Annotated in this window: 16 protein-coding genes, 1 tRNA gene and 1 pseudogene; 9 read left to right on the plus strand and 9 right to left on the minus strand. The window is 57.8% G+C overall.

The window, feature by feature from the left end:
• The first annotated feature begins 107 nt into the window (after positions 1 to 107).
• The 4 genes from BK662_RS03135 (at position 108) to BK662_RS03150 (ending at position 3,174) form a co-directional block, all read left to right on the plus strand.
• The gene (locus tag BK662_RS03135; protein ID WP_123356631.1) at positions 108 to 989 is read left to right on the plus strand and encodes an EamA family transporter; all 882 of its coding nucleotides are present in this window, start codon (positions 108 to 110) and stop codon (positions 987 to 989) included.
• A 337-nt stretch (positions 990 to 1,326) separates the two neighbouring features.
• Positions 1,327 to 1,824, plus strand: a complete 498-nt coding sequence (locus tag BK662_RS03140) for a fatty acid desaturase family protein (protein WP_259695872.1) — start codon at positions 1,327 to 1,329, stop codon at positions 1,822 to 1,824.
• Positions 1,745 to 2,644, plus strand: a complete 900-nt coding sequence (locus BK662_RS03145; protein WP_123356838.1) for a DMT family transporter — start codon at positions 1,745 to 1,747, stop codon at positions 2,642 to 2,644. The genes BK662_RS03140 and BK662_RS03145 overlap by 80 nt, the downstream gene beginning before the upstream one ends.
• Before the next feature lie 200 nt (positions 2,645 to 2,844).
• Positions 2,845 to 3,174: a DHCW motif cupin fold protein gene (locus tag BK662_RS03150; RefSeq protein WP_038983683.1), complete on the plus strand. Its 330-nt coding sequence runs from the start codon at positions 2,845 to 2,847 to the stop codon at positions 3,172 to 3,174.
• 63 nt (positions 3,175 to 3,237) lie between these two features.
• Here BK662_RS03150 and BK662_RS03155 read toward each other — a convergent pair whose 3' ends face one another.
• The gene (locus BK662_RS03155; protein ID WP_123356633.1) at positions 3,238 to 4,149 is read right to left on the minus strand and encodes a LysR family transcriptional regulator; all 912 of its coding nucleotides are present in this window, start codon (positions 4,147 to 4,149) and stop codon (positions 3,238 to 3,240) included.
• A gap of 143 nt (positions 4,150 to 4,292) precedes the next feature.
• Here BK662_RS03155 and BK662_RS03160 point away from each other — a divergent pair, with 143 nt between their 5' ends.
• A complete protein-coding gene (locus BK662_RS03160) occupies positions 4,293 to 5,972 on the plus strand; it encodes an MFS transporter (RefSeq protein ID WP_259695873.1) in 1,680 nt (559 codons plus the stop codon).
• A gap of 57 nt (positions 5,973 to 6,029) precedes the next feature.
• Positions 6,030 to 6,671 (plus strand): LysE family translocator, encoded by a 642-nt coding sequence (locus BK662_RS03165; protein ID WP_123356635.1) that lies wholly within the window; start codon positions 6,030 to 6,032, stop codon positions 6,669 to 6,671.
• A gap of 115 nt (positions 6,672 to 6,786) precedes the next feature.
• On the opposite strand, the pseudogene BK662_RS35125 reads toward BK662_RS03165, so the two are convergent.
• Together BK662_RS35125 and BK662_RS03170 are read right to left on the minus strand one after the other, a co-directional pair.
• Positions 6,787 to 6,888, minus strand: a pseudogene (locus tag BK662_RS35125) (IS110 family transposase); the annotation flags it as partial.
• A 179-nt stretch (positions 6,889 to 7,067) separates the two neighbouring features.
• Positions 7,068 to 7,649 (minus strand): helix-turn-helix domain-containing protein, encoded by a 582-nt coding sequence (locus tag BK662_RS03170; protein WP_123356637.1) that lies wholly within the window; start codon positions 7,647 to 7,649, stop codon positions 7,068 to 7,070.
• Positions 7,650 to 7,804: 155 nt separating this feature from the next.
• Here BK662_RS03170 and BK662_RS03175 point away from each other — a divergent pair, with 155 nt between their 5' ends.
• Entirely contained in the window at positions 7,805 to 8,698 is an 894-nt protein-coding gene (locus BK662_RS03175) for a DMT family transporter (RefSeq protein WP_123356639.1), read from the plus strand.
• Positions 8,699 to 9,109: 411 nt separating this feature from the next.
• On the opposite strand, the gene BK662_RS03180 is transcribed toward BK662_RS03175, so the two are convergent.
• Positions 9,110 to 9,197, minus strand: a tRNA-Ser gene (locus tag BK662_RS03180).
• 123 nt (positions 9,198 to 9,320) lie between these two features.
• On the opposite strand from BK662_RS03180, the gene BK662_RS03185 reads away from it, so the two are divergent.
• A complete protein-coding gene (locus BK662_RS03185) occupies positions 9,321 to 9,992 on the plus strand; it encodes a Bax inhibitor-1/YccA family protein (RefSeq protein WP_034147218.1) in 672 nt (223 codons plus the stop codon).
• Positions 9,993 to 10,064: 72 nt separating this feature from the next.
• Here the strand turns inward: BK662_RS03185 and BK662_RS03190 are convergent, their stop codons facing one another.
• From BK662_RS03190 to BK662_RS03200, 3 genes are read right to left on the minus strand one after another with little or no spacing between them, the layout of a single operon-like run.
• A complete protein-coding gene (locus tag BK662_RS03190) occupies positions 10,065 to 10,457 on the minus strand; it encodes a VOC family protein (RefSeq protein WP_123356641.1) in 393 nt (130 codons plus the stop codon).
• A gap of 11 nt (positions 10,458 to 10,468) precedes the next feature.
• Entirely contained in the window at positions 10,469 to 10,798 is a 330-nt protein-coding gene (locus tag BK662_RS03195) for a YceK/YidQ family lipoprotein (RefSeq protein ID WP_123356643.1), read from the minus strand.
• Between the two features lie 57 nt (positions 10,799 to 10,855).
• Complete coding sequence (locus BK662_RS03200) at positions 10,856 to 11,293, minus strand: Lrp/AsnC family transcriptional regulator (RefSeq protein WP_008006559.1); 438 nt, start codon at positions 11,291 to 11,293, stop codon at positions 10,856 to 10,858.
• A gap of 135 nt (positions 11,294 to 11,428) precedes the next feature.
• Here BK662_RS03200 and BK662_RS03205 point away from each other — a divergent pair, with 135 nt between their 5' ends.
• Positions 11,429 to 12,322, plus strand: coding sequence for a DMT family transporter (locus BK662_RS03205; protein ID WP_123356645.1), 894 nt, complete (start codon positions 11,429 to 11,431; stop codon positions 12,320 to 12,322).
• A gap of 8 nt (positions 12,323 to 12,330) precedes the next feature.
• On the opposite strand, the gene BK662_RS03210 is transcribed toward BK662_RS03205, so the two are convergent.
• Both BK662_RS03210 and BK662_RS03215 read right to left on the minus strand, forming a co-directional pair.
• Positions 12,331 to 13,374 carry an FUSC family protein gene (locus BK662_RS03210; RefSeq protein ID WP_123356647.1) on the minus strand — a complete coding sequence of 348 codons (1,044 nt, stop codon included), beginning with the start codon at positions 13,372 to 13,374 and terminating at the stop codon, positions 12,331 to 12,333.
• A gap of 44 nt (positions 13,375 to 13,418) precedes the next feature.
• Positions 13,419 to 15,044, minus strand: a complete 1,626-nt coding sequence (locus tag BK662_RS03215; protein ID WP_123356650.1) for an NADP-dependent glyceraldehyde-3-phosphate dehydrogenase — start codon at positions 15,042 to 15,044, stop codon at positions 13,419 to 13,421.
• Positions 15,045 to 15,069 lie beyond the last annotated feature (25 nt).

Here is a 15,069-nt window from a genome sequence, read left to right on the forward strand (position 1 = left end):
CCCGATTCTAATGAAAGTTGGCCTATGACTGAAAGCGGGCCAGGTCGATTGCTTGCATATTTCTTCAGGCACGAGCATTTCCGCTCAGCTCTGGGAAAAGACTGACCATGCAGAAGAAGCATCTTGTACTAGTCGTGTTGGTCACGGCCGTCTGGGGATTGAACTTTCCCGTGACCAAACTTGGGCTTGCCGGCATCGACCCGCTGTTGTTGACAGCGTTGCGTTTCACGCTGGCCGCCTTGCCCTGGGTATTTTTCGTGGAGCGTCCACGCGTTGCATTCCGGTGGTTGGCGGCCTACGGGCTGATCTTTGGCGTAGCCATGTGGGCCTTGATCAACCAGGGGATCGCTTGGGGTGTGCCACCTGGTAGTGCATCGCTGTTGATCCAGTTCAGCGCATTCTTCACGCTGGGCTGGGGAGTGCTCTTTTTCGGAGAACGCCTGGGTCAGCCCCAATTGGTTGGCAGCTTGCTGGCGGCCGCAGGGTTGGGGGGGATGGTACTGTGCAGTCCCGGCGATGCGTCGAGGGCAGGTTTTGCACTCGTAATTGCCAGCGCATTGGCATGGAGCATTGGCAACGTTGTCATCAAAGTATCCAAGGTACGTGAGATCTTCGCCTTCGTGGTATGGGCCAGCTTGTTTCCACCCATCCCGCTCTTGCTATTGACGTGGCTGCTGCATGGCTCGGCACCCTTCAACGCGCTACCTTCGCAGCTCAATGCAATGACGCTTTTTTCACTCGCTTTCCAGGTCTACGCAGCGACACACTTCAGTTACTGGGGGTGGAACCTGCTGTTGCGTGAATACCCAATGTCGCGCGTGGCACCGTTATCGCTGTTGATTCCGGTATTTGGCATCGTCAGCTCAATGGTCATCCTCGGCCAACACCCAAGCCCCTCTAATTGGGCCTTGATTTTGCTGGTTCTACTGGCGCTAGCCTTAGGTTCAGGGAAAGTAAAGGTACTGCTCATCCGCCATCGCACGCGTTGATTGGGCGGGCTTGAAGGGTCAGAAAGTGTGCGATTTATGCGGCCGTCCGCTTCTGGCCCAGAGGGTGTAAAAATGCTTCATTACCATTGAAGTTTGCTCGTCTATGCGAAATCCACATTTGCTGACGGGCCAATAAATTTCAGAATTAACGTAGACGCGCACACTTCAATTTTGGCGAAGCGTTTTTACACACTCTGGGCCGATTTCTGCCTGTCACGAAGGGCTGAAAACGACCAAAGCCGACATTCGGCCTCTCGCCGGCGGCGAGTGCGGTGCCGGGGACAGGCGTTGCAGGAGTTGTGCATTCGATAGCCCCAGCAAGGGCGAGCTGATTCCAGTGCTGGTCTGTCAGGGTTTTCTCGCGTTGTGCCTGGCGCTGGTCCTCAGAGCCAAAGGCTACCTGCTTTATTGGCTGTTGCCGTATCTGACTACCTTCAAGGCCTTGACTTGGTTCATCGAGCTCGCCGAGCATTTTCCGATGATTGCCAAGGCCAAAGTCGATTTTCAGGTCACCCGCAATCGCCTCAGCCATCCGCTTGAGCACTACTTCACGGCGATGCATGGGAGTGAACTTCCACCTGATCCACCCTCTCTTTTCTGCCATTCCGTACTGGAACTTCAAGAAGGCCTACAGGATCCTGCTTATGCCACAATGAATGCGGGGGTTGGCGGGATCTTCGTATCCTCGAACTTTGCGCCGTCGATGTGGGGCGGCATTCTATCGAACGACAAATCACCGACAGGGATCGTCATCAATGCAATCTACTTTCAGCAAAGGCGTCATGTTTGCACTCTCCGCCGCGGCACTGAACGCAACGATCGGTGTACTCAGTAAAGTACTCATGAGTAATGGCTTCACCGCCAGCAGTGTTGCCGTCATCAAGACCGTACTGGGTTGCATGCTTCTCTCGATCTTACTGCTTTTCCTCAAGCGCCCGGCGTCGACGACCAAATGGACTCAGGCGGCTATCTGCGCGTTCCTTGGCATCTTTGTACTGTTCCACTTCGAAACGTCCGCCTATCGACATTACGCTGCAGCAGGTGTGGTGGTGGTGCTGATGGCCAGTGCCTCGATTTCCTCGATCATTCTGGGGCGCATTTTTCTCAAGGATGCCATCACCGCGAACGCGACCGTGGGCGCCGCACTGGCTATCGCCGGGATCGCGGTGATCTTCGGCGCCGACCTGCAGCAGGGCTTTACCCTGCAAGGTGCTGCGCTAGCCTCCATGGCCGGCTGCGGCTATGGGGCCTTTTCGGTTGCCATGAAGCGGATGGGCGTGTCGGGGGGACTGCACTTCACCCGGCAATTGCTGTTCTTTGGCAGCCTGTACCTGCTGATGCCGGCTGCAGCCGATGGTTTCGTGATCGGCGAGCTGTCGCCGCTGGCGATCGCCGCACTGCTGGCGCTGGCCGCGCTGCCGACAATCCTTGGCTTCTTCTGCACCACCAAGGCCATCGAGTATCTCAAGCCATCCCAAGTGCAGGCGCTGGAGCTGACCGAGCCGCTGTTCGCCGCGCTGCTGGCGTTTGTGGCGCTCAATGAAGTTCCGCGCGAAAGCCTGTATGCGGGGGCGGCACTGATTATCGTCGGGCTGTGTTTCTCCAATGAACTGATCCGCTTGGGCAGCAAAGCGTCCGTCCCGTCGACCGAGTGAGCTATTTTCGGATCCTCATTGCTTTAGCAATCAGTGGTTTTAAAGTGTTTTGAGCGACTGACCGCTTCTGGCCGAGAGCTTCCTCTGGCTTACACGCTTGAGCGGGCGCCTGTATCTCATAAATACGGGGCATCTGTGTCTATCGAAAGGATCACTTGATGGGTACGGTCCACAGACACCCTTTCATTGATGAGGCAACCATGTACCTAACCGCTGTTCCCTTTGGTACGACCGATTGGTCGACTGTCGAACCTCTGGAGTATGTTGGACAGACGGGTACCGCCTATTGGCGAACCTGCCAGTTTGGTTCGACGCGTGTGCGGATGGTTGAATACAGTCCTGGCTATCTGGCCGATCACTGGTGCTGGAGAGGTCATATCCTGTTGTGCCTGGAAGGCGAGTTGCACACGGAGTTGGAGGATGGTCGTCAGTTCACACTCACCGCGGGGATGAGCTATCAGGTGGGCAGCAACGCTGAGGGGCATCGATCTTTCAGCACTACGGGTGCCAAGTTGTTCGTAGTGGATTAACGCTGGAGTTGATCGCTATCGACCCACAACGGACGGTTAGCGATTACCTGCTTCATGAGCGAGTTACAGCTGGCTGTCGACGGAAGGGATGGCAAACAGATGCTCGGCAGCAAAGTCCACGAATACGCGGATCTTCGGTGAAAGATGGCGACTGGACGGCCACAACGCCCAGAACTGCCCTTGATCTTCGCTGTGACCGTCGAGCACCGTTTCCAGGTCCCCCTGAGCGATAGCTTCGCGGACCAGGAAGTCCGGGACAAATGCGATACCGTGCCCATCCACCATGGCCATCAGCATGGCTTCCATGTTGTTCAATGTCAGGGCGGTTGGCAGGCGTAACTGCGTGAACTGGGGGGCCGAAGACATACTCCAGTCCATTATTTTACCCGTCGTGACAAATCGGTAACGCAAGCACTCGTGATGCTCCAGGTCACTGATAGTGACGGGCCGTCCCTTACGCTGCAAATAGTCAGGCGATGCGCACAGGACAAACTTAAAAGGCCCCAGCTTGCGTGCCATCAGCTTGGAGTCGGCCTGCCCACCGCTGCGAATCACTACGTCAAAGCCTTCATCGATCACATCCACCAATTGGTCGTTGAAGTCCAATTCCAGCTCAATCTCCGGGTAGGCTTTGCGAAACCGCGCCATATGGGGCAAGAGAAAGCGATAACCGATGGTGGGCAAGCTGACGCGTAACTTTCCACGAGGTTCCTGTGTTGCATGGGAAAGCATCGCCCGGGCATCTTGAAGATCGTCAAGGATCTTACGGCAGCGTTCATAGAACAACTGTCCCTCCGCAGTCAGGCTGACTTTGCGGGTGCTGCGGTGCAATAACCGCACATCCAGCGAAGCCTCAAGTTTGGCGACGTTTTTGCCCACGGCCGAGGCAGAAATCCCCAACGCCCTGGCGGCGCTGATGAAACTGAGCGCCTCGGCGGTTTTTACGAATGAGATCACCCCACTAAGACTGTCCACAACTCGATTACATCCTTTTGGTTCACTATAAGTGGAATAAAAGCCCGTTTATCTTCGATTGTATCCTAACTAGAGTGTACGAACGATCGCACGCCTCGGCCTGGACAGCACGGATACTTCATAGACATGCAGGGAATGACTTAATGAACTCAGCTACCGAACCGCTGCCGGCCCATGGTCGGCACTCCATCTTGGCTGCAATTTGCCTGGCAGCCTTGGTATTGCCCATGAGTTTTACCGGCGGGGCAGTGGCTACGCCGTTCATTGGTCAAACTTTTGATGCCCTGCCCACGGAACTGGCCTGGATCACCAATGCCTTCATGCTCAGCTTCGGCAGCCTGCTGATGGCCGCCGGTACCCTCGCTGACCTCTACGGACGCAAGCGCCTGTTCATGTGCGGCATGGCGTTGTTTGCACTGGTGTCGACCCTGTTGGTGGTGGTTCCCGATATTTTCTGGCTGGACCTGTTGCGCGGCGTGCAGGGCATTGCGGCGGCGGCAGCCCTGGCCAGCGGTTCGGCGGCACTTGCGCAGGAGTTTGATGGACATGCCAGGACTCGTGCTTTCAGCCTTCTGGGCACCACTTTCGGGGTTGGCCTGGCCTTCGGTCCGTTGTTATCGGGGTTGCTGATCGAGTACATGGGCTGGCGCGCAATTTTTCTTTTCACGGCCCTGATCGCCATCCTTTCTTTGATATTTGCCCTGCCGAAAATGCGCGAAAGCCGTGACCCGCAAGCACAACGTCTGGATACGCCCGGCGTGCTGACGTTTTCCGGCCTGTTGATCACCTTCACCACGGCGGTGATCCTGGCACCTGAGCAAGGCTGGGGCTCGCCGGTCATCCATGCACTGCTTGGAACGTCGGCGGTCTTTTTGCTGCTGTTTATCATTGTTGAGAATCGGGCAAAACATCCGATGCTGGAACTGGGGCTATTTCTGTTTCCGCGCTTTGTCGGTGTACAGATCCTGCCGATCGGTACCTGTTATTGCTACATCGTCTTGATCGTATTGCTGCCGTTTCGGTTTATCGGCGTAGAAGGGGCCAGTGCCTTTGAAGCGGGGCTGATGATGTTGGCACTCTCTGCCCCGATGCTGATTGTCCCGATCATTGCCGCGTCGCTAACTCGCTGGTTGTCGGCGGGCGTACTCTGCGCAATCGGCTTCGTGATAGCAGCGGCCGGGCTCTACTGGCTGAGTACGATCCCGGTCGGCGCGCATGCGCAGATCATCGCGGCCATGCTGCTGACCGGTATCGGTACAGGCCTGCCCTGGGGTTTGATGGATGGTTTGTCGATCAGCGTGATCCCCAAGGAACGGGCGGGGATGGCCGCTGGTATTTTCAACACGACGCGGGTGGCCAGCGAAGGTGTAGCCCTGGCAATCACTGTTGCGGCGCTGACGGCCCTGGTCGCACACCATCTGAGCATCAGTGACTCGGTCAAACTGTCCGCTGTTGACTATTCAACTATCGCGCAACGCCTGGTGATGGGTGATATCCAGCACGCGAGCACCGACGCCAGCCAAATCCCGTTGACGATGCTGCGCTCGGCCTATACCGCAGGATTCAACACCTTGTTGCAACTGCTGGCGATGTTCACGCTGTTCACTGCCTTCGTGGTCTTTCTATTCCTGGGACGTCAAAGCGAGATTTGCGTCGGCGCCGAATCCACGCCCGATGTCGCCCAACACACACTTCACGCCGCTGATTCTAGCGGGCATTGGCCGATTACTGCCTGTCACGACGGGGTTGAATCCACAATAGCTGTCGGTGGGCAAGGAGCGCTTTCAATCCAATTACCGCCTGGGAAACCGAGCACCACTTAACTCGTTGTCCCGCTCGCTCCTGTAATATGCCAGCCCTCACCACCACGAGCTTTGAAAATGGATTCTCACTCGATTCTGACTTTTACCTTGGTCGCCGCGATTGCTATCGCCAGTCCAGGGCCTGCGACCTTGATGGCGATCAACAATAGCCTGGCCCATGGGCAGCGCAGCGCCATATGGTCATCGCTCGGCAACGCCAGTGGCCTGCTCTGCCTGTCGTCCGCTGCCATGCTGGGGCTGGGGGCGCTGCTTGCCAGTTCCGAATGGCTGTTCAACGCGGTGAAGTTCATCGGTGCCGGTTATTTGTTCTACCTGGGCATCAGACAATTGTTCAAAAAGGGCCCGATGCTCCCGGACGGGATTCAGGACGACTTGAAGGAAAGCCGGCCGACTCGTTCCAAACTGTACAAAGCGGCCTTCCTGACGGCGGTGACCAACCCCAAGGCGACGATGTTCTTCACCGCGTTGTTCCCGCAGTTCATCGATCAGAGTGCGGCATTGCTGCCGCAATTTCTGATCCTCACCTCGATCTTCATGGCATTGTCGGTGTCGTCCCTGAGCCTCTATGCCGCGCTCGCCTCGCGGGCCAAGGGTGTGCTAACCCGGCCTGCGCTGTCCCGCTGGGTTAGCCGGGTGGTGGGGTCGACATTCATCGGTTTCGGTGCTGCCATTCTGACCATGCGGCGGCAGGCGGCGTAAGGGGAGTCGGGCTTGTAACTCCGGTAACAGGAAGGCCGGGGACTGTGAAACTCTGTACGAACCTACCCAGTAAGCGCTTCAAGGAAGATTAAACGGCGCATCATGGGGGAAGCTCACGCGGTAGGCGCTGCCGCCAGACGGGTAGCTCATGACAATCCACGCCGTGGATCTGAAACACGTTCTTGGCCAGGTCGACCCCAATTCGCATAAGCTTCATGTGTGGACTCCTTCTCACCGTTGACTATGGTTCGCACTTCTGGCAGAACTCCATTAGGGTGCTAATGGTTTCTATTAACTTCACATTGGAGTTAGGGGCATCGTGCGCAGCTGTGAGGGCGTCTAGAAAATTCAGGGCGATTCAACACGTGGGTACCCGCCGTGTCGATGGCACCCACCTCAGGAATGCTCTATCACCATCACCGCAATGGTGTCCGCCTCGAGTGCTTCGAACACGTGCGGCACATTCGCCAGGTAGCTGATGTAGTCGCCAGCGTTCAGCAATACAGGTCCAGTTGCCGGGCCGATATGGGCACTGCCACTGCACAGCACCACGTGCTCTACGGTGCCCAGTGGGTGGGGCTGAGACAGCCGAATTTCGCCGGGTTGCACTTTGAGCCGGTAGATATCACGTTGTACTCCCGTCGGGCAATCAGCAAGCAGTGTCGCTGCATAATTGGCAGTCTCGGCGTAGGTCGTCATACCCTCGTTGGCGCGAATCACCCGCAGGGTCTGCTGGGGTTGCTCGAAGAACCGGGTGACTTGCAAGCCCATTGCCATCGCCAGCGACCACAAGGTTTCGATGCTGGGGTTACCGATTCCCGACTCCAACTGAGACAAGGTCGACTTCGCCACCCCGGCGCGCTTCGCCAGCTCGGTCAAGGAAAGCCCGGCGGCCAGGCGCTCGCGTTTGATTGAAAGGGCCAGGAGATCGATTCGGCTCGGGTTATTTTTCAGTAGCGTGTTCTTTATGTCGGTCATTTGTTTTATAAATCATCCTGGAGTGGGTTGACGCTCTCTGGCGCCTTGTTCAGTATAGTGGTCATTAGTTCATTATAAAGTTCGTTTTGCCGAACCAACCCCTGCGAATGGCGGCTTAGGTTATGGCAATGCCAGCAGCAAGGAAGCAGTGAGTGATGAAGTCGCAAACCCGTGGAACGCTCGAAATGATTTCGGCCATGGTAATCTCCGGCACGGTGGGCTGGTTCGTCATCATGTCGGGACAGAGCCCGGAGGCCGTGGTGTTCTGGCGTTGCTTGTTCGGCGCCATGGCGATGCTGATCGCGTGCCTGGTGCTCGGGGTGCTGCGCCGCTCCCGGATCACCGCCCGGCAGTTCATTCTGGTGTGCCTGGGCGGGGTGGCGCTGATTCTCAACTGGGTGCTGCTGTTCAGTGCCTACAAACATTCCTCCATCGCCATTGCGACGGTGGTCTACCACGTTCAGCCGTTCATGCTGGTCGGTCTGGGTGTGCTGTTCTTCGCCGAGCGCCTCAGCGCCGCCAAGGTCGGCTGGTTGCTGTTGGCCTTCGCCGGTCTGATGCTGATCGTGTCCGCCAAAGGCAGTGGGCAGGCCGCCGGTGCCGACTACCTGCTGGGCATCTGCCTGGCCCTGGCTTCAGCCTTCTTCTACGCTGTGGCGGCGGCGATCACCAAGCGCCTCAAGGACTTACCCGCGCAACTGATCGTGCTGATTCAGATGGTGGTAGGCGTGCTGGTCCTGGCCCCGTTCGTGGATTTCAGCAGGGTCGATACGGTCGAGGGCGCCTGGACATACCTGATCATTATCGGCGTGGTCCATACCGGGCTCATGTCGACCCTGCTGTATAGCGCCATCCAGAAAATCCCCACAGCGCTGGTCGGCGCACTGTCGTTCATCTATCCGATCGTCGCCATCCTGGTCGACTGGGTTGCCTTCGCCCACACGCTCGGTGTCCTGCAAGTGATTGGCGCGAGCGCCATCCTGCTGGCGGCTGCGGGCATGAACTTCGGTTGGTCGCTGGGCCGCGCCCCGCGTCAGGAAGTGACGTAGGGCCTGGCGCGACACCAGCGAAAAATCTGTACATTATCCGGTACATCGAAGGCATTGAACTCAAAAAAATATCAATGTTTTCAAGGAGAAAGAGCGCGGATTTCAGTTTCGTTTCCCGCTCCAGAAACGCAAAAACGCCGCTCACTGAGCGGCGTTTTTGTTTGTGCGTAATTTGTTTGACTGCATCGCAGTGAGGTGACACCTCTGTTTTCATTCCGGCGCTTCCTGCGGAAGCTGATGCCAAACCCGTTCTTCAGGGCTGCAGGTGCAGGCAAGAGCCCATACGAAAAATAGCCGCTGTCGAAAAGTAATGCTTCATCCAAGGCATGGGCTGAAGTATGGGCTGGGGTTATTTGTCAGACAACAGAAACGACAAAGCCCTGAATAATCAGGGCTTTGTCATACATAAGATGGCGGAGGCGATGGGATTCGAACTCATGGACCTGTTACAGTCGACGGTTTTCAAGACCGTTGCCTTAAACCACTCGGCCACACCTCCGTTTGCGTTGCGGGCGCCATAATACCTGAATGAAACACACTGTCAAACTCTCTGCATAGCTTGTTACAGAGCGTCTGTTATGATCTTTGCGACTGAACGTTTCAAACCAACAGGAGTGTCGCCATGCGCGAACAGGATTACGCAGTTAATAACAGCGTGCAGGCTGAGCAGCTAGAGGTTAGCCGCGTCCTGCGCAACACTTACGGCTTACTCGCCCTCACCCTCGCATTCAGCGGCGTGATGGCGTTTGTCGCGCAGCAGATGCGTGTCGGCTACCCGAATATCTTCGTGGTGCTGATCGGCTTCTACGGCCTTTTCTTTCTCACCAACAAACTCCGTGACTCGGCGTGGGGCCTGGTTTCTGCGTTCGCGCTGACCGGTTTCATGGGTTTCCTGCTCGGCCCGATCCTCAATCGTTACCTGGGCATGCAGGGCGGCGCAGAGGTGGTCAGTTCGGCCTTCGCGATGACAGCGCTGGTGTTTGGTGGTCTGTCGGCTTATGTGCTGATTACCCGCAAGGACATGAGCTTCCTCGGCGGTTTCATCACGGCGGGCTTCTTCGTGCTGCTGGGTGCAACGCTGGCGAGCTTCTTCTTCCAGATCAGCGGACTGCAACTGGCGATCAGCGCAGGTTTCGTGCTGTTCTCCTCGGTGTGCATTCTGTTCCAGACCAGCGCCATCATTCACGGCGGCGAGCGCAACTACATCATGGCGACCATCAGCCTGTATGTATCGATCTACAACCTGTTCATCAGCTTGCTGCAGCTGTTTGGCATCATGAGCCGCGATGATTGATCGTCGGCCTTGAGTAAAAAACCCGCGTAGGCGGGTTTTTTATTGTCTGTGATTTGGCTCAGCTCGTTGGTTTCAACCAGGTTCGTGGCAACACACGCAGAGTTTGTTGCCGTCCGGGTCGCGCATGTAAGCGCCGAAGTAGTCGGGATGGTAGTGCGGACGCAGGCCGGGTGGCCCCTCGCAGGATCCACCATGAGCCATGGCCAGTGCATGGCAGCAGTTGACGACCTCGCGACTCGACGCAAGCAGGGCGATCATCTGTCCATTCCCCGGTGTGGCCGGTTGTTCGTCGAACGCAGTGCCAATGACAAACAGCGGACGTGGTGCATCCTTGCTCATCCAAGCAGCCCAAGGTTTGTCGGGGTCGCAAAATTTCATCTGCAGCTTCAGTGCATCCATGATCGGTTGGTAGAACGCCAATGCACGATCGAAGTCGGTGATGCCGATAAAAAGGTGGGACAACATTCACCTGCTCCTTATTCGGCCACAATGATGCTGCCATCAGCCTGCTGCCGATAAATGGTGTAGGGCAGCAGCATGGTGTCGAGTGCGCCCGAAATAACTACGTCGATCAGCACAAAGGGCGTGGCATTGTTGTATTGATACTCATCGATGCCCGGGCCTGGAGGCGCATGCAGCCTGCAAAAGTCATAAGTCACGCCGCTATAGATCCGTGGAACCGCACCGCAGTAGGTTTTCTGTTCCTTGAGACTCTTCACCGCTGCCTCGTCACTGCGCACCACGGTCTGGAGCGTGCCGCAACCGGCGAGCGCCATAGCCGCCAGTAACATGACTTGAGTTTTCATACCGCCAATCCTTCGTCGGAAAAAGATCAATCTACGCCTTTGCGAACAAAACAGCACTCACGCCATCGGTGGTAGCCGGCGCTTGACCGGGGTCTTCTTGACGATAGCGGTGTTGGTTTCGGCGTGGCTGTTGAGGCGATCGAGGAGGGTGTCCAGTTGTTCCATCGAGCGCACATGCAGGCGGGCGATGAAACAGTCGTCGCCGGTGACTTTGTCGCACTCGGTGAATTCTGGGATGGCTTGAATCTGTCGCTCCACTTCCTGCAACTGGCCCGGCAACGGGCGGATGCGGACAATGGCCTGAAGTTGGTAGCCAAAGCATTTGGGGTCGATCTCGACGGTGTAGCCCTTGAGCACGCCACGTTCTTCGAGGCGGCGCAGACGCTCGGCGACGCTGGGCGAAGACAGGCCGCTGATTTGTGCCAAGGCCTTGAGCGAACGGCGTGAGTCTTCCATCAATGCGCTGATCAGCACTTGGTCGATGTCGTCGGTCATGGCGAATCCCCTGTTAGGCAATCGGCTGAATAAGCCTTGATAAAAAAGGCAGAAGCCGAGTTTAGCCTGCTTTTTGCGCTGGAGAAGCCCCCCGATGGATTGGCATACTTTGGGCTCAAACACAGGAGGTTGATGATGGACAAAGCACTACGTCGCGGGTCATTCGAGATGACCGCCGCCATGCTGATTTCCGGGACCATTGGTTGGTTCGTGCTGGTGTCCGGGCAACCGGTGCTGGACGTGGTGTTCTGGCGCTGCGTGTTCGGTGCCGCCACCTTATTGCTGATCTGCGCGGCATTTGGCTTTCTGCGCCCTGGCATTTTGACGTCCACCACTTTCCTCCTGGCCGTGCTGAGCGGCGTAGCGATTGTCGGTAACTGGGTGCTGTTGTTCGCGTCTTATTCCCGCGCCTCGATTGCCATTGGCACGGCGGTTTATAACGTCCAGCCATTCATGCTGGTGGGGCTGGCCGCGCTGTTTCTGGGGGAGAAAATCACCCTGCAGAAACTGTTCTGGCTGGGTATTTCGTTTCTCGGGATGCTGGCGATTGTCAGCGCACATGGTGAGCAGGGCGAGGGCGGCAACGATTACCTGATGGGGATTGGTCTGGCGCTGGGCGCTGCCTTTCTGTACGCAATTGCCGCGTTGATCATCAAACGCCTGACCGGCACGCCACCGCATCTGATCGCGTTGATCCAGGTCTGCACCGGCGTGCTGTTGCTCGCGCCCTTTGCGCATTTCTCGGCGATACCGCAAACGCCCAGTGCCTGGGCCAGCCTGGTAACCCTGGGCATCGTGCATACCGGTTTGATGTATGTGCTGCTCTACGGCGCGATTCAAAAACTGCCGACAGCGCTGACCGGCGCGCTGTCGTTCATTTACCCGATTGCGGCGATTTTCGTTGACTGGTTCGCCTTCGGCCATCGCCTGGAGCTGCTGCAATGGATCGGTGTCGCCGCGATTCTGTTGGCCGCCGCCGGGATGCAACAGGGTTGGGGCCTGAAACTTCGGCGGGTGGCTACACAATAAGCAGCGTCTCAGATGTTCCAGCGCGGTGCGGTCTTCGCCAAGCGCTGGCGCATCTCGCCGATGTTTGCGGTCAATTGTCGGGTCAGCAATCGATAGCCATCCAGCGGACTGTAGACCGGCGCACCGAGCGTTGAAACCGATGGCGATTCGGCTGGCCGGCTGAGCCGTTGAGACGCGCCCGATTTCAACGCCCGAGCCATCCCGATCAGTTGCACCCGAATCTGTCGGTGTTCGGCTTTCAATGCCGATTGCAGATGGGCCATTGCCTCGGAGTCATCGGCATTCGGCCGGCTATTGCCGAGGATTTCCAGGATGCTCACGCACATCCGCAGATTGCGCTGAATCGCATCGAGTTCGGTCATGGAAACTCGCACCTCCTTGGACACCGAGGGCATCAATGAGCGCAGTTGCACCATCACCGTATTCAAGCGATTCATCAGTTTCAGATGTTCGTCAGCGGTGACGGACTCACCCTTGATGATGCGGCCGTAGATTGCCGCGCAGTCGCGCAACGCGTCGGCCAGGTTATAGCGCCAGGAGTACACCGCATACAGCGGCAGGGCGAAGGAGAAGGCCAGTGCCAAGGCGATGCCGATCAGAATATCCACCCCGCGCCACAGGCCATCGGTGACCGGGTTGTCACCGTGCCCTGCGACGATAAACACGGTGATCGCCGACAACAGCGCCGTGTAACCGCCCTTGCCGATGGCGTGGTACGAGAAGAATCCGCACACCACCGACATCGCGAAATAGGTCAGCCACGGCATCCCGAGCCAGGCCTGTTGCGCCACCAGCAACAAGCCGACACCGGCCCCGATCAAGGTGCCGATGGCTCGCTCGGCGGCTTTTTTGCCGATATTACCGTGGTGTTGCAAGCCACCGATCACCACCAGCATGGTCACCGACGCCCATTCACCGTGGGGCAGGTGGATGCCGGTGGTCAGCAGGATCGTCGCCAGCAAGCCCAACGAAACCCGCACCGCATGGATCAGTTTGGCGTGGCGGTAGCGCCGGTACGGGTCCAGCAACGGACGCAGTATCCGGCGCAACAGCGGTGGCAGTCGAAGGCCTCTGATGATGCTCAGGCTCGGTGTCCTCAGAAGATGTAGTCGGTGGTCAGGAAGCTCGAGTTTCGTCCGCTGATGATCTCGCTGAGAAGCTCTTTGCTGCTCTCCTGGAACTTGGTCGCCACCAGGGTCCGAATCGAAAACACTCGCAGCGCATCATGTACCGACAGCGTGCCTTCTGCGGAGTTCTTGCGACCGTTGAACGGGTAGGTGTCCGGGCCGCGCTGGCACTGGGCGTTGAGGTTGATCCGCCCGACCTGGTTGGCGAACGTGTCCACCAACCTGCCGACCGCCACCGGGTTGGTGCCGAAAATGCTCAGTTGCTGGCCGAAGTCGGATTCCAGGACGTAATCGATCACAGTATCCAGATGACGGTAAGGCACGATCGGCACGACCGGGCCGAACTGTTCTTCCTGATAGACGCGCATCTGCGGTGTCACCGGGTACAACACGGCCGGGTAGAAGAACGATGCGCGGGACTCACCGCCATTGGGGTTGACCACGGCTGCACCTTTGCTGACCGCGTCCGCCACCAGCGTGTGCAGGTAATCGACCTTGCCTGACTCCGGCAATGGCGTCAGGGCCACGCCGCTGTCCCACGGCATGCCGGGTTTGAGGCTGGCGAGTTTGGCGTTGAATTTCTCGATGAACGCCTCGACTACGTCTTCGTGGACGAAGAGGATCTTCAGCGCGGTGCAGCGTTGACCATTGAACGACAGGGAACCGGTGACGGCTTCGTTCACAGCATTGTCCAGATCGACCTCCGGCAGAACGATGCCGGGGTTCTTCGCATCCAGGCCCAGCGCCGCGCGCAGGCGGTGAGGCCTTGGGTGGAGTTTTTTCAGGTCGCTGGCGGCCTTGTTGGTGCCGATAAACGCAAAGATATCGATCTTGCCGCTGGCCATCAGCGCACTGACGGTTTCGCGGCCGCTGCCGTAAATGACGTTGATCACCCCGGCCGGGAAGCTGTCGCGGAACGCTTCGAGCAGCGGGCGAATCAACAGCACGCCAAGCTTGGCCGGTTTGAACACCACAGTGTTGCCCATGATCAGCGCCGGAATCAGCGTGGTAAAGGTTTCGTTCAGCGGATAGTTGTAAGGCCCCATGCACAACGCCACGCCCAGCGGAACGCGGCGGATCTGGCCGAGGGTGTCCTGTTCCAGTTCGAAGCGGCTGGAGCGGCGGTCGAGTTCCTTGAGAGCGTTGATGGTGTCGACGATGTAATCGCAGGTGCGGTCGAACTCTTTCTCCGAGTCCTTGAGGTTCTTGCCGATCTCCCACATCAGCAACTTGACCACCGCCTCGCGCTGTTCGCGCATGCGCCCGAGGAAGGTTTCGACGTGCTGGATGCGCTCGGCCACGCGCATGGTCGGCCACAGGCCCTGGCCCCGATCATAGGCGCGCACGGCGGCGTCGAGCGCGGTCAGTGCGGTGTCGGCATCGAGCAGCGGTGTGCTGCCGAGGATCACTTGTTCATCGCCATTCGCGCCGCTCAGGTACACCGGGCTGCGGACTTGGGCGAGGGGACCGGACCAGGTTTTCAGTTCACCGTCGACCAGGTATTCGCGTTGTTCGGTCTGGCCGTTGAGGCGGTACTTTTCCGGGACGTTGTCGGCGGTGGGAAACAGGTTGCCAAGGATTTGTGCTGTGGTCATGTCGCTACCCCGTCTGGATTGGGTG

Origin of the sequence: Pseudomonas frederiksbergensis, assembly GCF_003732275.1 — a bacterium.
Classification (GTDB): Bacteria; Pseudomonadota; Gammaproteobacteria; order Pseudomonadales; family Pseudomonadaceae; genus Aquipseudomonas; species Aquipseudomonas frederiksbergensis_H.